General features: G+C 38.3%; 28 protein-coding genes. 15 read left to right on the forward strand and 13 right to left on the reverse strand.

All coding sequences use genetic code 11. The features are described 5' to 3' along the window. Nucleotides 1-147: 147 nt before the first annotated feature. Nucleotides 148-1,365 (reverse strand): pyridoxal phosphate-dependent aminotransferase, encoded by a 1,218-nt coding sequence (locus tag GQR39_RS08195; RefSeq protein WP_024608138.1) that lies wholly within the window; start codon nt 1,363-1,365, stop codon nt 148-150. A gap of 367 nt (nt 1,366-1,732) precedes the next feature. After that, nucleotides 1,733-2,077: an Hpt domain-containing protein gene (locus tag GQR39_RS08200; protein ID WP_007582543.1), complete on the reverse strand. Its 345-nt coding sequence runs from the start codon at nt 2,075-2,077 to the stop codon at nt 1,733-1,735. A 137-nt stretch (nt 2,078-2,214) separates the two neighbouring features. On the opposite strand from GQR39_RS08200, the gene GQR39_RS08205 reads away from it, so the two are divergent. Both GQR39_RS08205 and GQR39_RS08210 read left to right on the forward strand, forming a co-directional pair. Further along, nucleotides 2,215-2,811 carry a tRNA-uridine aminocarboxypropyltransferase gene (locus tag GQR39_RS08205; protein ID WP_010554237.1) on the forward strand — a complete coding sequence of 199 codons (597 nt, stop codon included), beginning with the start codon at nt 2,215-2,217 and terminating at the stop codon, nt 2,809-2,811. A gap of 24 nt (nt 2,812-2,835) precedes the next feature. Beyond that, nucleotides 2,836-3,621: a CLCA_X family protein gene (locus GQR39_RS08210; RefSeq protein WP_165735430.1), complete on the forward strand. Its 786-nt coding sequence runs from the start codon at nt 2,836-2,838 to the stop codon at nt 3,619-3,621. A 16-nt stretch (nt 3,622-3,637) separates the two neighbouring features. On the opposite strand, the gene dcd is transcribed toward GQR39_RS08210, so the two are convergent. Beyond that, nucleotides 3,638-4,222: a dCTP deaminase gene (gene dcd / locus GQR39_RS08215; protein ID WP_007582539.1), complete on the reverse strand. Its 585-nt coding sequence runs from the start codon at nt 4,220-4,222 to the stop codon at nt 3,638-3,640. Between the two features lie 6 nt (nt 4,223-4,228). Further along, nucleotides 4,229-5,305, reverse strand: a complete 1,077-nt coding sequence (gene apbC, locus GQR39_RS08220) for an iron-sulfur cluster carrier protein ApbC (protein WP_033026641.1) — start codon at nt 5,303-5,305, stop codon at nt 4,229-4,231. 187 nt (nt 5,306-5,492) lie between these two features. Between apbC and metG the strand changes: the two genes are divergently transcribed. From metG to GQR39_RS08235, 3 genes are all read left to right on the forward strand, one after another. Continuing rightward, the gene (metG, locus tag GQR39_RS08225; RefSeq protein WP_007582537.1) at nt 5,493-7,514 is read left to right on the forward strand and encodes a methionine--tRNA ligase; all 2,022 of its coding nucleotides are present in this window, start codon (nt 5,493-5,495) and stop codon (nt 7,512-7,514) included. Nucleotides 7,515-7,630: 116 nt separating this feature from the next. Next, nucleotides 7,631-7,822 carry a hypothetical protein gene (locus GQR39_RS20280; RefSeq protein ID WP_029753733.1) on the forward strand — a complete coding sequence of 64 codons (192 nt, stop codon included), beginning with the start codon at nt 7,631-7,633 and terminating at the stop codon, nt 7,820-7,822. A 205-nt stretch (nt 7,823-8,027) separates the two neighbouring features. Next, nucleotides 8,028-8,543, forward strand: coding sequence for a bifunctional 4-hydroxy-2-oxoglutarate aldolase/2-dehydro-3-deoxy-phosphogluconate aldolase (locus GQR39_RS08235; RefSeq protein WP_165735431.1), 516 nt, complete (start codon nt 8,028-8,030; stop codon nt 8,541-8,543). A gap of 81 nt (nt 8,544-8,624) precedes the next feature. Here GQR39_RS08235 and lepB read toward each other — a convergent pair whose 3' ends face one another. Then, complete coding sequence (gene lepB, locus GQR39_RS08240) at nt 8,625-9,275, reverse strand: signal peptidase I (RefSeq protein ID WP_007582535.1); 651 nt, start codon at nt 9,273-9,275, stop codon at nt 8,625-8,627. 183 nt (nt 9,276-9,458) lie between these two features. Between lepB and GQR39_RS08245 the strand changes: the two genes are divergently transcribed. Continuing rightward, nucleotides 9,459-9,959 (forward strand): fasciclin domain-containing protein, encoded by a 501-nt coding sequence (locus GQR39_RS08245; protein ID WP_007582534.1) that lies wholly within the window; start codon nt 9,459-9,461, stop codon nt 9,957-9,959. Nucleotides 9,960-10,040: 81 nt separating this feature from the next. On the opposite strand, the gene GQR39_RS08250 is transcribed toward GQR39_RS08245, so the two are convergent. The 3 genes from GQR39_RS08250 to aceK all read right to left on the reverse strand — a co-directional run bounded on the left by GQR39_RS08250 (nt 10,041) and on the right by aceK (nt 13,154). Further along, on the reverse strand, nt 10,041-10,292 hold the full coding sequence (locus GQR39_RS08250) for a DUF2999 family protein (protein ID WP_007582532.1): 252 nt from the start codon (nt 10,290-10,292) through the stop codon (nt 10,041-10,043). A 62-nt stretch (nt 10,293-10,354) separates the two neighbouring features. Beyond that, on the reverse strand, nt 10,355-11,317 hold the full coding sequence (locus tag GQR39_RS08255; RefSeq protein ID WP_010554229.1) for a zinc-binding dehydrogenase: 963 nt from the start codon (nt 11,315-11,317) through the stop codon (nt 10,355-10,357). Between the two features lie 64 nt (nt 11,318-11,381). Continuing rightward, complete coding sequence (gene aceK, locus GQR39_RS08260) at nt 11,382-13,154, reverse strand: bifunctional isocitrate dehydrogenase kinase/phosphatase (protein ID WP_165735340.1); 1,773 nt, start codon at nt 13,152-13,154, stop codon at nt 11,382-11,384. 117 nt (nt 13,155-13,271) lie between these two features. Here aceK and GQR39_RS08265 point away from each other — a divergent pair, with 117 nt between their 5' ends. The 6 genes from GQR39_RS08265 (at nt 13,272) to GQR39_RS08290 (ending at nt 16,914) form a co-directional block, all read left to right on the forward strand. Further along, nucleotides 13,272-14,219, forward strand: coding sequence for a LysR family transcriptional regulator (locus tag GQR39_RS08265; protein ID WP_165735341.1), 948 nt, complete (start codon nt 13,272-13,274; stop codon nt 14,217-14,219). A gap of 306 nt (nt 14,220-14,525) precedes the next feature. Continuing rightward, on the forward strand, nt 14,526-14,858 hold the full coding sequence (locus GQR39_RS08270) for a hypothetical protein (protein ID WP_165735342.1): 333 nt from the start codon (nt 14,526-14,528) through the stop codon (nt 14,856-14,858). Between the two features lie 87 nt (nt 14,859-14,945). Further along, nucleotides 14,946-15,395 carry a hypothetical protein gene (locus tag GQR39_RS08275; protein ID WP_024590425.1) on the forward strand — a complete coding sequence of 150 codons (450 nt, stop codon included), beginning with the start codon at nt 14,946-14,948 and terminating at the stop codon, nt 15,393-15,395. Beyond that, nucleotides 15,379-15,822 (forward strand): GNAT family N-acetyltransferase, encoded by a 444-nt coding sequence (locus GQR39_RS08280; RefSeq protein ID WP_024590424.1) that lies wholly within the window; start codon nt 15,379-15,381, stop codon nt 15,820-15,822. Before GQR39_RS08275 ends, GQR39_RS08280 begins: the two co-directional genes overlap by 17 nt. A 29-nt stretch (nt 15,823-15,851) precedes the next feature. Next, nucleotides 15,852-16,058 carry a hypothetical protein gene (locus GQR39_RS08285; protein WP_165735343.1) on the forward strand — a complete coding sequence of 69 codons (207 nt, stop codon included), beginning with the start codon at nt 15,852-15,854 and terminating at the stop codon, nt 16,056-16,058. Nucleotides 16,059-16,482: 424 nt separating this feature from the next. After that, complete coding sequence (locus tag GQR39_RS08290) at nt 16,483-16,914, forward strand: hypothetical protein (protein ID WP_165735344.1); 432 nt, start codon at nt 16,483-16,485, stop codon at nt 16,912-16,914. 12 nt (nt 16,915-16,926) lie between these two features. On the opposite strand, the gene icd is transcribed toward GQR39_RS08290, so the two are convergent. Further along, nucleotides 16,927-18,195: an NADP-dependent isocitrate dehydrogenase gene (gene icd, locus GQR39_RS08295; RefSeq protein ID WP_165735345.1), complete on the reverse strand. Its 1,269-nt coding sequence runs from the start codon at nt 18,193-18,195 to the stop codon at nt 16,927-16,929. A 187-nt stretch (nt 18,196-18,382) separates the two neighbouring features. On the opposite strand from icd, the gene GQR39_RS08300 reads away from it, so the two are divergent. Further along, nucleotides 18,383-19,186: a hypothetical protein gene (locus tag GQR39_RS08300; protein WP_165735346.1), complete on the forward strand. Its 804-nt coding sequence runs from the start codon at nt 18,383-18,385 to the stop codon at nt 19,184-19,186. On the opposite strand, the gene GQR39_RS08305 is transcribed toward GQR39_RS08300, so the two are convergent. Beyond that, nucleotides 19,183-19,734, reverse strand: coding sequence for a hypothetical protein (locus GQR39_RS08305; RefSeq protein WP_165735347.1), 552 nt, complete (start codon nt 19,732-19,734; stop codon nt 19,183-19,185). The genes GQR39_RS08300 and GQR39_RS08305 overlap by 4 nt on opposite strands. A 370-nt stretch (nt 19,735-20,104) precedes the next feature. Between GQR39_RS08305 and GQR39_RS08310 the strand changes: the two genes are divergently transcribed. Beyond that, nucleotides 20,105-20,272 carry a hypothetical protein gene (locus GQR39_RS08310; RefSeq protein WP_002961566.1) on the forward strand — a complete coding sequence of 56 codons (168 nt, stop codon included), beginning with the start codon at nt 20,105-20,107 and terminating at the stop codon, nt 20,270-20,272. 139 nt (nt 20,273-20,411) lie between these two features. After that, the gene (locus tag GQR39_RS08315; RefSeq protein WP_165735348.1) at nt 20,412-21,254 is read left to right on the forward strand and encodes a transporter substrate-binding domain-containing protein; all 843 of its coding nucleotides are present in this window, start codon (nt 20,412-20,414) and stop codon (nt 21,252-21,254) included. 84 nt (nt 21,255-21,338) lie between these two features. Here GQR39_RS08315 and GQR39_RS08320 read toward each other — a convergent pair whose 3' ends face one another. The 3 genes from GQR39_RS08320 to GQR39_RS08330 form a co-directional block, all read right to left on the reverse strand. Further along, the gene (locus GQR39_RS08320; RefSeq protein ID WP_007582505.1) at nt 21,339-21,920 is read right to left on the reverse strand and encodes a YceI family protein; all 582 of its coding nucleotides are present in this window, start codon (nt 21,918-21,920) and stop codon (nt 21,339-21,341) included. A 1-nt stretch (nt 21,921) separates the two neighbouring features. Continuing rightward, nucleotides 21,922-22,473, reverse strand: a complete 552-nt coding sequence (locus GQR39_RS08325) for a cytochrome b (protein WP_165735349.1) — start codon at nt 22,471-22,473, stop codon at nt 21,922-21,924. 357 nt (nt 22,474-22,830) lie between these two features. Next, complete coding sequence (locus GQR39_RS08330; protein ID WP_010554218.1) at nt 22,831-23,667, reverse strand: ScpA family protein; 837 nt, start codon at nt 23,665-23,667, stop codon at nt 22,831-22,833. Between the last annotated feature and the right edge of the window lies 1 nt (nt 23,668).

The following is a 23,668-nucleotide window of genomic DNA, read 5'->3' on the forward strand; positions in this document are numbered from 1 at the left end:
TAGGTTACAAACCTCGCGTCGCGATTTAATCGCCCCTAGATTGAACAAATTTCAATCCACAAAGATCAACACGCCCTGTTAATATATTCATGACTAAAGTAAAAAACGAGCCAAATTTGGCTCGTTTTTTTATTATTTTTTTAATAACTATACTTGGCGATAGTCTTTAAAAAAGCGCTTCATTTTTAACATCGCATCGGATAAATCATCTTTGCTTGGTAAAAATACCAACCTAAAATGATCCGGCTCGGGCCAATTAAACGCCCTGCCATGTACAAGTAATATTTTTTCGGCTTTTAGCAAATCGTACATCATCTTTTCATCATCTTTAACGTTAAAAAGTGCTGTATCAACTTTAGCAAACGCATAGAGCGCGCCTTTAGGTTTTTTACAACTAATGCCTTCAATAGCATTTAATCCACGCCATGCAATATCACGCTGCTCATATAAGCGCCCACCCGGGTTTATTAGACTATCAATTGATTGCACGCCACCCAACGCCTGTTGAATTGCATATTGTGCAGGTACATTTGCGCACAAACGCATAGATGAAAGTATTTCTAGGCCTTTGCGTAAATCATCCATTACCGAGGTACGACCGCTCAAAACCATCCACCCCATTCTCAGCCCCGCTGCACGGTATGTTTTTGCTAAACCATTAAAAGTAATAATAGGCACATCGTCGCAAAGTGAGCCGATTGAAGTATGCGTTATACCATCGTATAAAATCTTCTCGTAAATTTCATCGCTCAATAACAGTAATTTGTGTTCGCGTGCGATATCGATTAATTGCATTAACAAGTCGTCGCTATAAACCGCACCGGTTGGATTATTAGGGTTAATTAATACCAATGCTTTTGTTTTTGAAGTGATTTTACTTTTTATATCTGCAATGTCCGGAAACCAATCTTGCTCTTCATCACATAAATAATGTACCGGATTACCACCCGATAACGTGACCGAAGCAGTCCAAAGTGGATAATCTGGAGCAGGAATAAGCACTTCGTCACCATTATTTAATAGCGCTTGAGTGATCATTTGAATGAGTTCGCTTACGCCATTACCAATATAAATGTTATCTACATCTAAATTATGTAATCCACGTTGTTGGTAATGCTGATAAATAGCCACGCGGGCTGAATAGAGGCCTTTAGAGTCACAGTAACCTTGGGCTGAATATAAGTTGCGGATAATATCGCGGTGCATGTCCTCTGGCATATCAAAACCAAAAGCAGCCGGATTACCTATATTCAATTTTAATACTTTTTGACCTTCGTCTTCCATTTTTTTAGCTTGCGCTAAAACCGGCCCACGAATGTCATAACATACACCTTCTAATTTGTGACTCTTTTTAATATCAGACATTTTTACCTCTTCAGGGCGTATTGGCTTTATGGATTAAATTTGTTCAACCTAGGGGCGATTTAATCGCGGCGCGAGATTTGTAACCTAGTGGGCTAAGTAAAAATTGAGTAACAAAGAGAAAATAGCCCCTAGGAAGAACCCTCTGGGCAATGCGTGTTTGGATTTTATGTGTTGTTATCGCCTATTTATGTGGAAAAACCACACTGCATAGGCTCTGCCTAACCTAAAAACCAGACACTCGTTGCAAATTCAATCCCGAAAGATCAACACGCCCTAGTGAGTCTTTAGACTAACCTAGTAAAGGCGCAAAATGCCAGTGTATTTGATTACTTAGTACTGAAATAAATTCACGTTTCAGTTTCAATAATTAACGAGATGCTAACCATTCATTTAGCTTAGCTTGAGAGCCTGTTACTTGAGCCATTAAGCTATTAGATGCGTCGATGGCTTCAGCTAAGTTATCTAGGTTTAAATTTTGTTCAATAACGCGAGATACTTCAGCAAGGCTTGAAGCACCAAACTGCGCAGCGTTAGATTTTAAGCTATGAGAATGACGAATCGCCGCTTCTCTGTCTTTTCCAATGGTTGCTAAAACTTCAGAGCCTAAACGCTCAAACTCCGAGCAGCAAAAATCAAGTGTATCAGCAAACTGCTCACCCAATAACGATTCCATACTCTCTAATGCTGATGTATCAATATTTATTTCTGTCATATTTTAAGCCCTTAAAACAATCCATGTAAATTACAGTTTAATAGTACTACTTTATATTGATGCGTAAAAAAAACCAACTTAATTACCTTATAAATGTATAATTGTGAGGATCATACTGGCAACAAAAAGTTTATTAAATGGCACGCACACTTTGTAATCATTGTAACTTTGCACTTAACACTTGTATTTGCAGCGCAATTACAAATATAAACAACAAAGTTAAGGTTATTATTCTACAGCACCCAAGCGAAGAAAAAATAGCAAAAAATACCGCTAAACTACTCAATTTATGCCTAACTGATTGCCAAATAGTCAAAGGCGAAAATAATGACGACTTTTCTATTCTTAAATCACTGCCAGTAAGCTCAACTGTTTTGCTCTACCCTAACGAACATGCTGTAAATTTAGACGATAGCGCTGAGCAATCTAATATAAAAAACATCACCCATTTAATCGTGGTTGATGGTACATGGAAAAAAGCCTACAAAATTTTGCAGCTCACCACATTGCTAAATCAATTCAAAACGGTCAGTTTTAAACAGTTACCTAAAAATCGTTATGCTATTCGTAAAGCCCCTAGGGCCGACAGCCTATCCACACTTGAAGCCGTAGCGCATAGTTTGTTTTTAATAGAGCAGTTAAATCCTGCACCACTTTATAATGTGCTTGATGAATTAATACAAAAACAAACCCAACACATGCCCGAGCACGTAAAAGCACGTTACTTAGATTAAATTCGTTACTATATGAAACTTGCAATGCGTAACTACCCTAACAGGCTAAAACGTGGCTTTACTCGCCAAGGCCCCGACTATCGCTTTGACGACCAAGTCGACTTTAGCGATATAAGAGATACCTTTGGCTTTAGGTCAATGGTCGTCGGTAAATGGGTAACTAAAGAAGAGCGCTACATTAGCGCTAATTTAATTTACGATGCACTGGCCGACCTTGCACAAATACTGCATTTACCGCCCAAAGCTATTGGTCTTCGTGGCAAACTTAACTTTGCATTTGGTCATGGTGGTCAAAAAGGTGTGCAAGCGCATTATAATGCAGCCTCTCAAACACTTGCTCTTGCAAAAAATGCAGGCGGTGGTGCACTTGCTCACGAATGGTTTCATGCGTTTGATCATCATATAAGCGAGCATTTATTTGCAGCAAAACCGCGATTTGGTTTTGCCTCAAAATTATGGCTTTCAAACACGCCTAATTTATCGCATCCACTTAATAATGCTTTGAACACTTTTTATAAAAATGTATTTTTAGATGAAGATGGTATTGATGCAAATAGCTTTGTACAAACGTGTATAGAACACGATAAGGCTCACAATATGAATTATATGAGCATGCCAGAAGAACTTGCAGCACGTTGTTTTGAAGCCTGTATTGAGCAGCATTCAAATATAAAAAATAGCTTTTTAGTGGGGGGCTTACAAAGTAGTAATTTAATATACCCAAATGTTGAGCATATTAATAAAGCAAATGAAGCGCTTAACCAGTATTTTGAATTACTGGGCTATGCGCTTCATAAAATAGACGAGTAATGTCTATATTTGGTGATTACTTATCGTCACTAATACGACTTGCTACTGCACTGTTTTGATCTTTATATTTTGCATCTTTACGGATGTTGTATGGGTTTTCACACGGGCCCGATAGCATTTCAAAGCTCATAGCCCCAATTTTCATCAGTGGGCGAAGCGCCAGTGGTAATTTACCTGAGTTGTAAAACTCTAAAACAATATTACCGCTCCAGCCTGGGTCGATTCGGTGCGCAGTTACATGCACCATTAAACCTAAACGTGCTAGCGATGAGCGCCCATCTAACCACCCTACTATGTCTGCTGGCAGAGTTACTTTTTCGTGTGTTATAGCAAGTGCAAGTTCACCTGGGTGTAAAAAGAATGCTTCACCTTCATCAAGCACTATTTCTTCACTCATGATTGATTCCATGGCTTTATTTAGCTGATCTTTTGGACCGCTTAAATCGACGTATGCCGCGTTGTGTGCATTAAAAGTTCTGAATTTATTACCTAATCGCAAATCGGCAGTTACACCTGAAATCATGTCACTTGTTGGCGCAGGCTCAATAACAATGCGACCATCGCTTAGGTATTCATTAATATGTGTGTCTGAAAGTCTCATTATTTATTAATCTTCTGTAATCACAATTTCAATTGCATTGTGATGCTGTTGATAATAGAGCGTGCTGGCTATAAGCCTCGCTGCTGCGCTGTATGTTTTGCTTATCGCCGCGTCGTTATCGTTGGCAATAAGTTTTCCTTGCTCAGAATACTCACGTATATCTATTGCAAGTGGAATATGGCTAAGTACAGGTACGCCGTGCTTGTGCGCCAGTTTTTGTGCACCGTCTTTACCAAATACGTGGTTAGCTTCACCGCAGTGGCTGCAAATGTAATAACTCATGTTTTCAATTAAGCCCAGCACTGGCACGTTTACTTTATTAAACATAGCAATGCCTTTTTGCGCATCGGCTAGGGCTAAGTCTTGCGGTGTAGTGACAATAACAGTACCGCTCGCTGGTACTTTTTGGCTCATTGTTAGTTGAATATCACCGGTGCCCGGTGGCATATCCACAATTAAGTAATCAAGCTCACCCCAATCAGTCTCGTTAAGCAACTGGCTAAGTGCGCCTGACGCCATTGGTCCGCGCCATACAGTGGCGTCATCGCTTGGGACTAAAAAGCCAATTGACTGCGCTTTAATGCCGTTTGCATCAAAAGGCTGTAGCTGTTTGTTATCTTTAGTTACGGGCTCTGCGCCTACCAAGCCTAAAAGCATTGGAATAGATGGGCCATAAATATCAGCGTCTAAAATACCCACCTTTGCGCCTTCGTTTTTAAGGGCGCCCGCCAAGTTAACGGCAGTAGTCGACTTACCTACTCCGCCTTTGCCTGAGGCAATAAGCACAATATGTTTAATCGCCTTAAACTTAGCTGCCTCTTTAATGATAACCTTGGCGCTAATTGTTACAGGCACATTTAAGCTTTCACTTACGTGTTGCTCAACTAAAGGCATTTCTGATTGCCCAGCAAATGGCAGGGTTAATTTAATGTGTAGTGATTTATCGTCATTTTGAGTAATAGTATCAATGAAGCTTTCGTCAATACCGACGGCAAAAGCCGCACTACGATATGCCGCTAAGGCAGTAATAATCGGTTGTTTTTGCACCGATTTAGAAGAGAATAGTTTCGACAGTCCAAACATAGCAATTAAATAGCGTTTCTTTGATGAAAAGTGCCACGGAATTATGTAACATTCAGGGCATTAACACCAGTCAATTAATAAAAATCCATAAGCTGTGCGCACTCTAAGCAGATAGCTTGTAGATAAATTAATGATAATTGCCGTTTGTATAATAAAAACGGCGTTTTATCCTCAATTCGGAATGATTATGACGCAGCGAAAGATCCTGATTACCAGCGCATTACCTTATGCAAATGGCCCTACTCACTTAGGTCATTTATTGGAATATATTCAAACTGATATTTGGTCACGTTTTCAAAAACTACAGGGCCACGAGGCTTATTATGTTTGCGCAGACGATGCCCACGGCACGCCAATTATGCTTAATGCGCAAAAGCAAGGGATCACGCCTGAAGAAATGGTAAAACAAGTGAGCATAGAGCGCCAACGCGACTTCGCTGACTTTAATATCAAATTTGATAACTACCACAGTACGCATAGCCAAGAAAACAAAGAATTAAGCGAACTTATTTATAACCGCCTAAACGATGCCGGTCATATTAAAAAGCACACTATTTCGCAATTATTCGATCCAGAAAAAGGTATTTTCTTACCCGATCGTTTTGTAACTGGTACTTGCCCAACGTGTAAATCTGAAAACCAAAACGGCGACAGTTGTGATTCGTGTGGTGCTACATACAGCCCTACCGAACTCATTAATCCGCGTTCTGTAATGTCAGGTGCAGAGCCTGTACTTAAAGATTCTGAACATTACTTTTTTGACCTGCCAGCATTTGAAGGCATGCTAAAAGAGTGGTTACACTCGGGCACTATTCAACAAGAAATGGCTAACAAGCTAGACGAATGGTTTACCGATGGCCTGCAGCAGTGGGATATTAGCCGTGATGCGCCTTACTTTGGTTTTGAAATTCCAAATGCACCGGGCAAATATTTTTACGTTTGGTTAGATGCACCTATTGGTTACATGGCGAGCTTTAAAAACCTATGTGATAAAAAAGGCATCAACTTTGATGAGTTTTGGGCTGAAGGTTCAGACGCTGAGCTTTATCACTTTATTGGTAAAGACATCATTTATTTCCACAGCTTATTTTGGCCAGCAATGTTAGAAGGCGCTAATTTTAGAAAGCCAACTAACGTATTCGCTCATGGTTTTGTTACTGTAAATGGCGAAAAAATGTCTAAATCAAAGGGTACGTTTATTAAAGCGCGTACTTATTTAGATAACTTAAACCCAGAGTACTTACGTTACTACTACGCAGCAAAATTAAGCAGCGGTATTGTTGATCTTGATTTAAACCTAGAAGACTTTGCACAACGCGTAAATTCGGACCTAGTAGGTAAAGTAGTAAACATAGCGAGCCGTTGTGCTGGCTTTATTACTAAAAAGTTTGATGGCAAGCTAAGCAGCACTATTATGCAACCAGAGCTGTTAGCAGAGTTTCAAGCGGCTGCACCTAGCATTACAACACACTATGAGAACCGCGATTACAGCCGCGCAATTCGCGAAATAATGGCGCTTGCCGACAAAGCAAACCAATTTATTGATGGCGCAGCACCTTGGGTATTAATTAAAGACGAAACTAAGCAACAAGAAGCACACGAAGTGTGTTCTCTTGGTCTTAACTTGTTCCGCGTTTTAATTACTTACTTAAAACCAGTGCTACCAGAAATGGCCGACAACGTACAAGCATTTTTAAATGACGACCTTGCATGGGACGGCGTTCAAAATGCTCTCGTAAGCCACCCTATCAATAAATTTAAACCGTTAATGCAGCGTGTTGAAATGGATAAAGTAAATAAAATGGTTGAAGAATCTAAAGAAAGCTTAGCGCCAAAAGTAACTATTGACCCTAACAGCCCACTTGCAAAAGAGCCGATTAGCGACGAAATAGAATTTGATGACTTTGCAAAAGTAGACTTACGCGTAGCTAAAATTGCTAAAGCAGAGCACGTAGAAGGCGCTGATAAACTACTTAAGCTAACACTTGATTTAGGCGGCGAAACTCGCCAAGTGTTTGCAGGTATTAAATCAGCTTACGCACCAGAGGATCTCGAAGGTAAGTTAACCGTTATGGTCGCTAACCTTAAGCCTCGTAAAATGCGCTTTGGTATGTCTGAGGGCATGGTATTAGCAGCAGGTCCTGGCGGAAAAGAAATTTATATTCTTAACCCAGATGACGGCTCAGAGCCTGGTATGCGCGTAATGTAATATTACTCATACAATAAAAACCGCTGATACATCAGCGGTTTTTTTATGGGCAAAAGCAATGTTTAGTCGTATATTCAATACGAATGCCTCTGTATTAAATAAAGTGAATTGTAATTATGACCCAAATTTTAGATGCCAACAGAATAAAAGTAAGTAGCCAAATAAAACAACACAAATTAGTCGCCATACTGCGCTTAAAGCAACAAGGTGATGTAGCACCATTAATTGATTGTTTCGGGCCTGTTTATCTTTCGAGGTTAAATTTGCAGCAGACTGTTTGGTGTTTAGGCAAGGCAGAGCCTATGTAGTGTGGTTATTCCCCATAAATAGGCGATAACGCAGCATAAATGCCAAACATGCGCTGCCCGAAGGGTTCTGTCTAGGGGCAATTTACTCTTTGTTGCTCGGTTTTTACTTAGCCCACTAGGTTACAAACCTCGCGCCGCGATTAAATACCCCCTAGATTGAACAAATTTTAATCCTGAAAGGTCAACAGGCCCTAGTAATGCAGGCATAAACGCACTCGAAATCACTTCAAACACGCCGGGCTTTGAGCAAGAAATAGCAAAAGCTCGTGCAGCTCATAAAAACGCACTTATTGGTGCAGGCACAATAATTAACACCACCCTTGCTCAGCAAGCAATTGATGCAGGCGCGCAGTTTATTGTAACGCCAAATACCAACAAATCGGTTGTCGAACTTGCCCACCAGCACGGGTTACCAGTATTAATGGGCGCGCTAACACCTACCGATGTAGCAAATGCAATTGAATATAAGGCAGATATTATTAAGGTATTTCCTGCGGGCAGTATGGGCGTTGGTTACTTTAAAGCATTAACAGGTCCATTTTCAGAAGCACAATTAATACCTGTTGGTGGTGTGAATTTAGATAATTTATCACAATGGTTTGAAGCAGGTGCTTGTGGCGCGGCAGTAAGTGGCGATTTTTGTAAGGTATTAAATACCGAACAAGAGCGTAGCCACCTTACCAAGCTTGTAAAAAACTATATAAGTAAACTGCCTAAATAGGCAGTTTATTTTATTTATAAAATAGCCAAATGTGTGCTCATAAAATTTGATTGGGCGCTATACAAAATTAATTACTACTAATTAATTCAGCTTTTTCAATACGCGATCTTTTCTTGGTAGGTAATAATTATCGTAATCAAGTGACACTATAACGCGCTCTGCTTTTCCTAATAACTCGTTACGCGGAATTAAACCTATTACACGCGAGTCAGCGCTATTGTCGCGGTTATCGCCCATTGCTAAATAATAATCATCAGGAATTGTAATTGCATCAAACCCCGATAAACGTGAAGGAATATTTGCCACTCTTATCGAATGCTCTAATCCGTTTAAATCTTCAATTTTATCAAGCGAGTCTATGTTGCTTCGCTGATCTGCATAATTAAGTTTTTTACCATTAATAATGAGCTCATTATTTTCAAGCGCAACGGTGTCTCCTGGCACACCAATTACACGTTTAATTAAACGGTTATCGGCAGCTTGTGAGTCAAAAACAATAATATCACCAGCTTGTGGATCCGCTAATTTAAGTAATTTTATGTGCGTAAATGGGACGCGAATATCGTAGGCCATTTTATCGGTAAGTATTCTGTCACCTTCTTGAATGGTCGGTTTCATTGAGCCTGTTGGCACTTCGTACCAATCGGCAACAGCGCTTCTAAATACGCTCATCAGTGCAATAAATACGATAAGAGAGCGGTTATTTTTCCAAAACTTATAAACTAATTTCATGCCTATTCCCTTCAATTGAACAAGTCTTTAATTGAGTAACTATTTATATGACTTTGCTAATTAGCTGCAGTTCAATCAATGATGTAACAAAACATGTTGACTACTAATTTTAATTGATCGATTAAATTTAGAGCGTCGTAACATTTAACGAAACCAACGGGTATTAACTTAAAGGAAAATAAAATGTTTAAGAAAATTACTACTGCATTATTGTTTACAACTGCAAGCCTTGGATTTACTACAATGGCTTATGCTGATCATCATGGTATGAAAAAAGACGTTGTTGAAGTAGCCGTTGAAAATGGTTCGTTCACTACTCTTGTTGCTGCTGTTAAAGCCGCAGGTTTAGTTGAAACACTGCAAGGTAAAGGACCGTTTACTATTTTTGCACCAACAGATGCTGCATTTTCTAAATTACCTGAAGGCACTGTTGAAATGCTACTCAAGCCTGAAAACAAAGACAAGCTAACGGCGGTATTAACTTATCACGTAGTGTCTGGAAAAGTGATGGCAGCCGACGTAATGAAGGTAGATAGTGCGAAAACACTACAAGGCCAATCAGTTATGGTTAAAGCCGACAGCATGGGCGTAATGATAAATGACGCTAAAGTTGTAAAAGCTGATGTAAAAGCAAGCAACGGCGTAATTCATGTTATCGACACCGTACTACTTCCAAAAGAGTAGTCATAAAAGAATAAGCCAAATAAAAAAGCATAAGTAAATACTTATGCTCTTTTATTTATTTTTGTTTCATCACATAAAAAATTATTGATTTAGTTTTTCTTTCGCTTCTTTTACTTTTTCAAAATCTAAACCAAGTTCATCAGTCGCTTCTTTAATAAGGTGCGGTTGAGTCATTACGACTGCCATTAGCTGCTGTAGTTTTTCTGGCGGAATACCAAGCTCTTGAACAAGCGCCATTGCCATCATTGGGTTTTGAGTAAACGCTTCAAACAATGCTTTTACTTTTTCGTCGCTTACATTGTGCTCTTTAAGTATTGCTAGTATTGGATTCATTATTAAACCTTAAGTGTTTTTTATAGGGCTTAGTATATGGGCTAAACCCTAAAATTAAAGAGTTACTCTACAAGTAAAACAACTTTACCAGCATTTTCATTACGCTCTAAAATAGCATGAGCTTCGTTTGCGTCGCTCCAAGGCAATGTTTTATACAGGTTAAAGTCATACTTTTTAGTGGCAATATCATTGTAAAAACGCGCTACAAAGTCGTCGCGCACCTGGCGTTTAAACTCAATACTACGATTTCTAAGCGTTGAGGCATGAAACGAAATACGTTTGCGTAAAAGCGCGGCAAAATCAACTTCTGCAAAACGTCCATCTAAAAATGCAAGCATTACAATTTGGCAATCCATCGCTGCAATAGCGGCATTTTTATTTAAGTAACTCCCCGAAACAGGATCTACAATTGCATTTGCTGTTAACTCATTTGCTTTCATATATTCTACAAAGTCGGTGGTTTTGTAGTTAATTGCATGATCGGCACCGAGTTCTTTTGCGTGTCGGCATTTGTCATCCGTACCTGCGGTAATAACCACGGTAGCACCTGCGCTTTTAGCCATTTGAATTGCTGCACCGCCCACACCACTAGCACCTGCATGAATAAGCGCTGTTTGCCCTTTTTGCAATTTACCAAGCTCAAATAACGCGCCAAATGCTGTTAGGTACACTTCGCTTATTGCTGCGCCTTCAGCCATTGTTACATCATCGGGTAATTCCATAAGCTGCTTTGCATCAACGGCTACATATTCACTGTAAGCGCCACCAGAACACAAAGCAAAAACACGTTTATTAAGCCAAACTCTATCAACTTTACCACCAATATCGCTAACAACACCGGCACATTCTAAACCTAAAATAGGGCTATCTCCCGCAGGGGCCGGGTATTTACCTTGGCGCTGCATACTGTCTGCACGGTTTACACCTATTGCTGCAACTTTAACAAGTACTTCATGGCTCTTTAAAACCGGTTTTTCGGTTTCACTAAATGCAAGATTACCATCTTCATGAGAAATATATTTCATTGTTGCTCCAAGTTTAAAAACTGTAATAACATATAGATGGGGATGAACACAGATTCAAACAACCTCAAAAGCGCCAACTTTGTTTGTAAGGATAAACATCGGGTAGATAACCATTGTGTACTTGTTGCTGACTACCTTGCCAAAACGTCGCTAAAAACAAGTTACTGTGCTCATTATTAAAATAATTAAACGCAATCTCGTTGGCGCTAAAAAACACCTTAAATTGGCTCGGAAATATATCGTTTTCAGCTATATCAAAATACGAGTTACTACTTAGCTCTTCAAGTGCATTTTGGGTTTGTGGCACCTCTCTAAAGTTGCAATCGGTTAGTGGGCAAATTTCGTCAAAGTCGTAAAACACCACTCGCCCCCATCGCGTTACGCCAAAGTTTTTCATTAGCATGTCGCCCGGAAATATATTAGCACCGGCTAATTCTTTAATTGCTTTACCGTAATCATGCATAACTCTCTCTAAGGTTTTGTTATCGCATCGGGTAATATATAAATTAAGCGGGGTCATTTTACGCTCAACATAAACGTGCTTTAAAATAAGTGCCTTGCCAGATATAACCATGCTGCTACCAATTTGGCTTTTCATCTGCTCAAGCAGTTCGTCGCTAAAACGGCTTAAATCAAACGCTAAATATCTAAATTCGTGTGTGTCTACCAAACGACCAACCCTATCGGCTTGTTTTACAAAGTTATACTTTTCTTTCACTTGTGCTTTGGTGGCTGTTTTTGGCGCACTAAATTTGTCTTTAATTACTTTATAAACGTAATCTAGCCCTTCAATAGTAAATACCAGCATTACCATACCTGGCGTCCCTGGTGCTGTGACATACTTAAAGTTGGCTGGACTATTTTTAGTCGTATCAACCTTGTGTCGATAAAACTCAGTTTTGGCGTGCTTTATAAAACCAATGGCGTTAAATAACTCAAAGCGTTGTTTATGTGGCATTAACACACTTAAGTAATCTACATAACGAGCGGGCTTATCGGTATCAACCATAAAATAGGTGCGTGCAAAACCAAATAATAAACTTAATTGATCGGCGCCCATCATTACAGCATCAAGCTTTAGTCCCTCATCGGTATTTAAAATAGCGATAGCAAAAGGCATATTGTCGCCATTTTTAGCAATGCAGCGCCCAATTAAATAACAGGCTTTGTTTCTAAAAAATAATGAGTTGGCGTATTCAATATACCCGTCGTTTAAATTTATAAGTTCGTACACCTGTTTGCATTGCTGCTTAGCGCCTTGCATTAACGTACTTTGTAATGTGGCTACATCGCGTTCTAAATGACTAAACGGCACTCTAAATACTTGATTAGTGATAAGCGTTTTAACGGCGTTATTAAACCCATTATGTAGCGATACCCTGCTCACTAAGCTTTCATAAGAGCGCGGCTCACTACGATACTTTGCTTTTAATACAAACAAATGCACAGTACGAATTTTTTTATCGTCCCAAATTGCGCCAAACGTTGAGTTAAAAAAGGTATGCGCAATGGGTTTATTTTCGTGATTTTCTACCATATCGCCGTAAATATTTTTAGCTAACTGCCACGTTTGCGGGCAAGTAAGTTCAGCATAAGCAATAATTCTCACGGCTTCACTCACGTTTTTAACTTCGCGCTCATACACCTGTAAACGTTCACGCATAGCACTTTGTACACTGTGATACTGTCGTTGTTCAAAACGGCTTTGTGCACCCAGTGTAATATTTAAAAATTGCGAAAACATCGCCTCAAATCCAGCAAAAACAGATCGTGCAAGCTTACTGGCTACAACGTGTTGTAGCGCATTATTAGATTGATTTGTTAGCTTATTTTGCATAAATACAGCACTTATATTGATGCCAGTTATGGCGGTTATTTTTTATTAATTGTTTACACCTTAGCAAGCAGGCTTTAATTTAGATAATTAATAAAGCATATAAATAGAATTGATTCTATGAATATAAGAAATGTCGATCTTAACCTTCTCGTTTATTTAAATGTGTTAATAGATGAAAAAAGTGTTTCAAAGGCTGCCAATAAACTCGCGCTTACGCAACCTGCTATGAGTAACGCATTAAAACGTTTGCGCGATTTATTTGACGATCCGCTACTGGTGCGTGCCGCAGACTCTATGACGCCAACGGCAAAGGCACTTGCATTAAAGCCTGAAGTTGAGGCCCTATTAAAAATGGCTGAAGCTATTACGCAGCCTAGTGAGCAGTTTAACCCTGCAACTGCTGAAGTTACGTTTAGAATAATGGCAAACGACTATATAGAGTCGACCTTAATAGCCCCTTTTATAACGGCGCAGCTTAGTAAAAACCCCGGTATTAATTTTGATGTATTGAGCCCAAGCGACGTAAACCTACAAGATATGGAAAAAGGCACTATTGATTTAGCAATAAACCGCTTTAATGGCCTACCACGCTCGTTTCATCAAGCCAGTGTATGGCGCGATAACTACTGTTGTTTAACCCATCCTAAAAATACATTTTTACAACAATCAGGGTTAGACGACTACTTACAAAAAGAACATATTTGGGTAAACCGTGCAGGTTGGGGGCCGGAGGCCGCTGTTACTAATAAATCGGGAAAGCAAAAATTAGGCTGGGTAGACGAAGCGCTTTGGCAACTAGAGCAAACCCGTAAAATACGTGTTTTTACTCGCCACTACATGGTCGCAAGCCTGCTTTGCCAATCAGAGCAACTTATTGCCACCCTACCGCGCAGGCAGGCTAAATTGTTAACCTCTCATACTGATTTAGTAATCAGCCCTGTACCATTTCAAATAGTGCCTATTGAGGTAAAAATGATATGGAGCCCGCTACTACACCACGCGCCTGCACACCAATGGTTAAGGCGTGAATTATTAGCGTTTGCTAAAACGATTGCAGATAGGTAATTAAGAGCAAACCTTTGATTATTACTCAAGAGCCTAATGCGAGTGCCTGTGCTATGTAATGAATCATCTTATTTTGAGCTAATAGCTTGGTTAGCATTTTAAATACATTGAGTTAAAAACTACCTAATGAAATAGCTAGAACTCAAATACAATGTTCGCTAAAGAATTGAATCAAAATAGGTACTGCGTTATTCTTAATTAGTAATGTCAAGTCAATAACTTTAGATCCTCGTTATCAATAACCTAAGACATATTAAAAAATGGAATTTTATGTACCAATACCTATATTTGAAGTGTTCACTTATAATGAGCAAGGCCACTAAAATTAGCTTTCTTCCTTTCTCTAAAGTTGAAACTGATAATTTAAAAACCCTCTTATTTACTGCACGACTTTTTGTTTATATAGCTCTTGCATACTTTTTGAATGGGTTAGGTACTTTTTTATATGATGTTCATGAAGTTGTTAATTTATACAACTTTGAACAAACTTGGAGCGTAATATTTACAAATATTCATCAGACTCTACTATTGAAAAAATTATTATGGGAGATGTTATTTAGCGCTGCTATATTAGCGACTGGAGGTATATTGGCTGCAATAGTTTCATTCGAGTTTAAATATAAAAGTAAAAGTGACTAACCTCAAGTCTTTGCTACATTAAAATAAACTTAATCGGATTATAAAAATACCATTAAATAAAAACAACTTAAAAATCTTGCTGTGTAAATGTTATTTAAGAGCCTTTTAAGGAAGATTATTATAAATATTGATTACTCTGCTTATTCACTTAGTGAATTAAACGAAGCACTTGAAAGTATTGACTCACATAAATATCCAGAGAACTATAAACGACTTAAAGATGAATTAGCTAAACCAAATCGTAACGAGCCGAAATCTGCGCAACAAATAGTAATAGCTGAAAATAACACTAAGAAAATAAGTAAAGCGCTCCTGTGTATTGTTTTAGGTTTGTTTATTCTTTTACGCAGCTATTTTAATTACGAAAGTGGTGTCATTTATAAGAGATACAATGAGCCGGCAGTGGCATCTTTAGAAAGTAACCCGAAAAAGTTTTATTTATTTCTTTTTTTCACAATTGGTGCCGGAGGTTTTATTACGGCATATGGTATTCATACTTTATTTTCTAAAAAAGAATATAATGATAAACAAACTTAATAATAAGAATACTGCAAATATAATTTTTGCTGTCTTTCAAAAATCCTATGCTATTGAGGCTAAACTGATCGGCGCGCATAACTTTCCTCCTTTAACACGTAATACTGAAGATATTAAAAAGTCAGAAACAACCTTTTATGGCTACAGCGAAAATGAATGCTTAGCAGCAGTTATAGAAGTAGATATAAACAACGAGTTTTTAGATATTTGTAGTTTAACCGTTGATCCTAGCTATTTTAAAAAAGGTATCGCAAGTAAGCTAATAAATTATGTTCTAGCAATGGGTGATTTATCTCATGCAAGAGTTGAGACTGCAGTTGCTAATACTCCTGCAATAAATTTATATAAAAAGCATGGTTTCGTGGAATTCAAAAGATGGACTCCTTCACATGGTATTGAAAAACTGGCTATGTCGGTTGTAATTTAAATCAGTATTTCAAAATAGGTAATTTATAAATGGATAGTGCATCAATAATTGCGTGGAGTGTTGTGTTTGGCGGCATAGGTATTGGCTACCTTACTTACGGGCGAAGAAAAAAAGCCGTAGTGCCACTTTGTATTGGTTTGTCATTATTGGTTTTTCCGTACTTTATGACCAGTGTTAGCATGCTGTTGATTGTAGGCGGTATTTTAGTAGCTATTCCCTACTTTATTAAAATTTAACATTACTATTGTTATTGCTATTGTGACGGATAAATAAAATACACGCGAAAAATAAAAAAGCGCCACGGTATTCAACTTTGGGAAAATACCGTGGCGCTTTTGGAAATCGTCGATATAGGAATCTACCTACAGCGTATTATTAGCAAGCTTAGTACCAACTTCATAAAATAATTAAAATTCAATAAAAACAATTAACTAAAATTCCTTCTTTATTCCTTAACTCCTCCCCTTGTTCCAGTTTTGTGCACACTTTCACCGCATTGCACCAAATTAATTAGTATTATTTAGATATGTTTTCTATTTTTTATTTAGTTTTAAAACTTACTATTGATAAAATCAATATCAGTTATTGAAAACAACAATTTTATTAATAATACACTTAGCGCTAGAGTGAAGTTAAGCCAACAAACTAAGAGTAATTATTATGACAACAGCTTCTTTCACACGCCAAGACGGATTATTCATCGATGCTAACTTGCATCAGTTCATTGAAGAGCAGTTATGCACTAAGGCTAAAACCACTGAAACTTACCAAGCGTTAGCTACTTTAGTTGACGAGTTTGGTTGTAAATGCCGTAAAACAAAGCATCAACCAGATGATGTATTAGAAGTTGATACATTATTAAATGCATACCAACTTAAAAATCATCCACTTTGCCATGTTGATGCACAAACTACGGAAGCCGTTTTAGACGAGTATTGCTGCCAGGTTCCTGCAATTATTGTTGTTGCGTTAATGGATACGCTTAGTGGTACACAGTGCGATGAACCCCAAGCACATGAGATTTACCATCGTGCAGCGCAGTTAACCAACCGCCCTTGTATGCACAGAGTAAAAACTGCCTCAGCAGCTTAATAATGGATGTATTTAAAAGTGCTCGATAACCTTCTTTGCAAAGCCAGTACAAGTTAAGGTTGTCGAGTTATGAATACTTGAGTTATCGCTCTGCTCTTGCGCTAAATCAAAGGTTACTTCACCGCTTTTAAATGTTTGCTCTAACGCATTTTCTATGAGTAATGCGCCCTCGTCCCACCCCATAAATTTAAGCATTAATACCGCACTTAAAATACTACTACTGGGGTTTGCTTTATTTTGCCCTGCTATACGTTCAAACGTGCCATGTGTAGGCTCAAAAAATGCGACATCGTTATTTAAATTTGCAGCGGGCATTATGCCAACACCACCAACTTGTGCACTGAGCATATCTGCTAAAAAGTCGCCATTTTGGTTAGTCGTCACCACTACATCAAATTGCTCTGGATGCATTAAACATTGTTGCAGCATGTTGTCAGCTATGACTTCTTTAATAATTAAGGGCGCTTGGTGTGCTCGCTCTATTTGCAACCAACGCCCATTTTCATGTGCAGTGGCATTAAACTCGTTTTGTGCAAGTGCAAACCCCCAACGCTTAAATGCACCATCGGTAAATTTAAGTACATTACCTTTGTGCACTAGCGTTAATGATTCACTATTGTTTTTAAGTGCATAGTTAATTGCAAAGCGCATTAGTCGCTCAGAGCCTTCTTTAGATATATTTTTAATACCAATTCCGCACTCTTGTGAAAACCTTAGGCGGGTTACGCCCATTTCCTCACATAAAAAATCGAGCATTTTTTCGCTCTCTACACTGCCTGCTTCCCACTCAATACCTGAGTACACGTCTTCGCTACTATCACGAAGCACTGTTATGTTTGTTAAAAAAGGGTTTTTTAAAGGAGAAGGGAGTGCACTAAAACCTTTTATAGTGCGCATATTTACAAACAAATCCATTTCTTGCCTGAGTGCAACATTAAGAGATCGAAAACCACCACCTAGTGGTGTGGTTAACGGCCCTTTTATGGCAATTTTACAGGCACGTACCGCGTTAATTGTTTCTTGTGGAAACCAATCACCGTCATACAGCTTTGCGGCCTGCTCGCCATTATAAACCTGCATCCAATGAATTTTCCGTGCGCTTTTATAACAATGCTCAATTGCACTATCAACAACATGGCGCATTACCGGCATAACATCTAGACCCACGCCATCGCCATCAATAAAAGCAATGATAGGTTCTAACGGTATTTGCCAGTGTCCTTGTGCATCAATAGTGATATTTTGGCCGTGCTCAGGAACTTGAATATGCTGATACGTCATGGCTAAACCTAACTTAAAATAACGATTAATTGATTAAACCATGCTTAGCTAGGAGTGTCTGTATTTGTACTTTTATAGTTACTATCATTTTAAAAAATAAAGAATTAGGCGTGATTATTTATCCATTTAGTTGGTCTTGTATATTAGAATTTTCGTACCAATTATTAAATTACAGTGGAGCATTTTAATGAAATTCTTTTTTGTACTGCTACTATTAATCAGCTCTTTTAACGCATTAGCCGTTGAAGTAGTCATACATAACCTTAGCTCGCTCTCAAGTAATGCTCAAAATACGGTGTCTACATGGGTTAATCAAAGTGTTGAAAAAACACAAAATACACTGGGACCTTTAAAACAAACCACATTGCCTATTTATTTAAAACCGCAATACTTTGCTTTTGAGCCTGTACCTTGGGCTACAGTTAAGCGCAATAACCCCGATGGGCTTGAACTACATATAGATCGCTATGCCAGTTTAAATGCATTCACTAAAGATTGGACGCTATACCATGAACTTTCGCATTTATATTTGCCGCTACTTCCTTACTCCGGTTTTTGGCTAAGCGAGGGTTTTGCCAGTTATATGCAAAACGTAATAATGCGTAACAGCGGTATAATTACCCAGCCGCAATTTGTACAACGTTTAAATGCAGGATTTGATCGTGCCCGCATGCAAACTAAAACTAAAACACAGCCACTTAATAAGCTCTCTGCCGATATGTGGAAACAACGAGCCCAGCAACGTGTTTATTGGACGGGCGCAGCTTTTTTTGCACAGGCCGATTTGGAGCTACAAAAACAAGGTTTATCTGTCGCGGGTATAATAAAACAGTATCAAGTATGCTGTAGACCCGCTCGATCTAGTGCGAAAACCTTTATAAAAGAGTTAGATAAGCTATCCGGTAGTAGCGTTTTTACAACGCTATATGCAAAATATAATACCCGCACCGATTTTCCTGATATTAGTAAAGAGCAGCTAAACACGCTTTAACGGCTGCTCTGCTTTATATAGTTACTATATTCAACAAGCCCTTGCGCATTAAAATTGGTTGAGTACTCGTTCATAAAACCATGAAAAAAATTGGTTTTATAGCACTTAACATCCGCTTTGGTGCTTAAAGCTTTAATAACTTCATCAACATTAAAGTGACTCTCATTTGCTGGAAATATGAACTCACAGGGTACTTTTGCACTTAAATTTAAGTTGTGTCTAATTTGCGACGGATAAAAGCCAATTAACTTTTTAAGGTGTGTATTGCCTGTTAATAACTGTGCCCGCCATGCTGCACTTGCCCCTGCACTAAACGCAATACACGTCGTTGGCAGTTTTAAACTCTCAAAGCATTTTTGAAGTTTGTCGGTGTATTTATCATGGCCACACTGCTGTATAAAATTGTTGTAACTATCTTGTTCACTTTCAATAGCTTGAAACTTGTTATTATAAGGGTCAACAATAACTAAATTTGAACTAATTGCCTGTGATAACCTCCTTAAAGCAGGGGTTAAACCATAAATATCACTCACTATTAGGTAATTCATACTTATCCTTTGGTAACTAAAAATGGGCTTTGTAAGCAGTTGATAAGATTTATTATAAATATTTTTACAAAAATAGCTTGCACACAATTTATATATAAGTTACCTTCCCTCTCTGGTTTAAAGAAACCGCCGCGGTTAACCATTTACCCTGATCCAGTAAGCCCCGCAAAACGTATATTTGAAAGCTAAGTTATTGTACGGCGAGAACCCCTTGAATAATACCGAGATGATTTTTTACTATCATCGCAAAAGTGTCATAAAGATCGTCAACACTGTAATGAAGCTAAACACAACATCGTTAATTTATTAACTGCAATTTGCTATAAAAATATAGCGCAGAATAAATAACAAGAATAAAGTGAGTTTTATTATGTCTTATAAATATAATGGGTCTATGATCCAAATCGCACATCCAGTGCAATCAATTTCAGTAAACAAACATCGTGTAATCTTTAGTGATACACAAGGTTTAAAAAATGCATTGTTCCAAAAAGCGAGTGATGCACGCCAGTTTGTTAAGTGGCTAAAAGCTAACTAAGCAACACATAACTTTAATTGCCCTTTTATTATTGCAATTATTGATAAGATATTATGCCAGCCTCGTTGCTGGCATTTTACTTTTTAGCTCTTTATTGGTTACAATAGTTTTACAATAATAATTACTGGCAGCTGTTGTAATGCTCCGTATATTTTTAACTTTCTTACTTTTTTTCGGTCTGACCTCAATAGGCAATGCTAGAACCATAAACTGGCTAGCGCACGACTTTGCACCCTATTATATTTTAAATGGTCAATATCAACACCAAGGCCGTGACGAAAGCATAATTTCATTACTTGAAAAACAACTTCCTAATATTACCTTTAACCGCATGCTTATCCCCTCAGGTAAAGTAATCCAAGAGCTATCTAATACTTCAAATAATGTTTGTGCGTTATCGCTTTATAAAAATGATTACAGAAAAGAGCATATTTATTTTACAGAGGAGAGCTCAACAACGGGCCTCTCGCCTTCAATAGCAATGCACAAAAGACTCGCCAAAGCGCTAAATATAGCGGAATCAAAAGAAGTATCACTATTAGATTTAATACAAGATAAAAAACTAACTCTTGGGATCTCTATGAGCCGCTCTTATGGCCAAGAGATAGATACATTGATAAACAGTACGCCTAATATAGATTTAGTAATTAGACCCACTCGCGATAGCCTAGCGAGCCTCACATATATGCTTAACCTAAAACGAATTGATATTTTGCTGGGTTACCCAAGCGAGCATTACTATTTAGCTAAATCAATGCACTTTGAAGAGAACTTAACGCAGCGTCCATTAACCGAATCCCCAGCGCTCAGTTATGGCTTTATTGGTTGTACTAAAAACGAGCAAGGCGCAAAAGACATTGCTATTCTTAATGAGCAGCTTAAAGTTATTAAAAAAATGCAGGCTTATAATGATTTACTCATGCGCTGGTTGCCCGAGCATTTAAGGCCGCTATTACAGTCACGTATTAATAGCGCAAAATAAGCAAATTCGAAGTCGCTTAATTTGAGTTTCTGTTAAGCAAAAAAAACGCCACAGTAAGTGGCGTTTTTATATTTAATAATGGTATTACTGACGAACGCCTTCTATTGATAAAATAATATCAACATGGGTAGATGCAGGTCCTAAGTTGTAATCAATACCGTAATCGGTAAGTTTAAGGCTGGTTTCGCCCTCAAAACCTACGCGGTAGCCGCCCCACGGATCTTTACCTTCGCCCACTTTATCTATTTCAAAAGTAATAGTGTTTGTTACGCCGTGCAGCGTAAACTCACCGGTTACATCAGCCTCTTCGCCGTCTTCATCAAATTTAATACTCGTGCTTTTAAATGTCGCTTTTGGGTATTTATCTACATTTAAAAAATCTTTACCATGTAAATGCTTATCGCGCTCTGCATGGTTAGAGTCAAGACTTGTGGTATCAATGTTTACCATAATTTTTGACGCATCAGGGTTTTTAGCATCGTAACTAAATGTGCCGTCAAAAGTATTAAAACGACCATATAACCAGCTGTAGCCTAAGTGTTTAATTTTAAAGTTAACAGATGCATGCCCGCCTTTTGTATCAATTACATAATCAGCTGCATTGGCGGCTGTTGCCGATAACATCATTGCAGCCGAAACGGCTGTGCTTACTAATAATTTTTTCATTTTAATCATCCTTTAATGGTTTGATCATTCTAATTAAGGTTTTATCTTTATCGATAAAGTGATGTTTTAACGCCCCTAGTGCATGCAATACTGCAAACCCGATTAATGTGCACGCGCCGTAATAATGTACTTTTCCTGCAATATCGGCTTGGTCATCAAAGGCAAAATCAAGCGCTGATACGTTAAATAAAGTAAATACTTCTATTGGACGCCCGTCTGCGGTTGATATTAAATACCCTGCAACAACAATAACAGCCAAAATAATATACATAGCAATATGCGCCGTATGCGCTAATTGGTTCATGCCTTTACTCTCACCTAACGGTTTAGGTTGTGTAGATAAAGCACGCCATGAAATTCTAAATAAAAATACGGCCACAAGCGTAATACCAATACTCTTATGTAAATCGAGTGAACCTTTATACCAGCTATCGTAATAAGTAAGCTCAACCATATATAAACCTAAACCAAACAGGCCAAAAATAGTCAGCGCCATGAGCCAATGTAAAATAATGGCGACAAGTCCGTAAGATGAAGGTGTATTTTTAAACATGTGTAAGTTCCTATAATGCTATGACGTTACAATATAGTGCACAGCCGTAAATGAAAATAACATTTACAAACACTTTACGTGCGTATACGCACAGAACTTTATTATTTAAAGTCAGTTTTGCAAAAAACACCAATCTGCTTGTATACGGGGTCTATTTAACGTTAAGAAAATTACGCTAGAACGAGGCAGAAATTTTTGTATCTAGTTGTTCTCGGCAATTGCTCCCTGCATTGCTCTACCTCCTGCATCCATGCAGTCGTAAATAAAAAATTTTTAACAACGTAATAGTGCAATTTAATTCGTTAAATTGCTCAAATATTCATGCAGGTTGGTATGAGATGATTAAACAGATAAGTTTTATAGGGTGGATTGTTCGCTTAAGCTGACATAAATTAAGCTCTCAGGGCTTACTTGCAAACAGGTAACAAGTCCTTCTTTAATAAGCTCAAGCATAGCTATAAAACTAACCACTACACCACTTCGCCCTTCATTTGGGGTAAAAAGCGCATTAAATACCACTGCCGAGTTTGCTTGCGATAGTTGCTGTAATATTTGGCTCATTCTCTCTCGGGTTGAGAGTACTTCAGCAGTAATTTGATGATGCTCAAACGTTTTTGCGCGCGCCATTACATCACTCAGCGCCAGCATTAAGTCTTTAAGTTCAATATCGGGGAGATTTTGACTTGTATCTTCACTTATTGGCATAGCGGCATGCGCTATAAAAATATCACGACCAACACGAGGAATATCGTCGAGGTTTTCGGCGGCTTGTTTAAACAGCTCATACTCTTGCAGGCGTTTAATAAGCTCAGCGCGAGGATCTTCTTCCTCTTCAAGCTCTTCGTGTACAGGTAATAATAAGCGCGACTTAATTTGCGCAAGTAACGCAGCCATTACTAAATATTCGCCAGCAAGTTCGAGTTGAAACTCGGTCATCATTTCTACATAACTTACGTACTGCTCTGTAATACTAAAAATAGAAAGTTCGAGTACATCAAGCTTATGCTTTTTAATTAAATAGAGCAGTAAATCGAGCGGGCCTTCAAAGGTTTCTAATATTATTTCGAGCGCGTCAGGTGGAATGTATAAATCTTCAGGTTTGTCTACAACCGCTTTACCATGCAAAAAAGCCAGTGGCAGCTTTTGCTGCACTGGCTTTTCACTATTTTTTGTATTCGCAGTGCTTTCGCTCACT

It is taken from the genome of Pseudoalteromonas sp. C8 (assembly GCF_011378685.1).
Taxonomy (GTDB): Bacteria; Pseudomonadota; Gammaproteobacteria; order Enterobacterales; family Alteromonadaceae; genus Pseudoalteromonas; species Pseudoalteromonas arctica.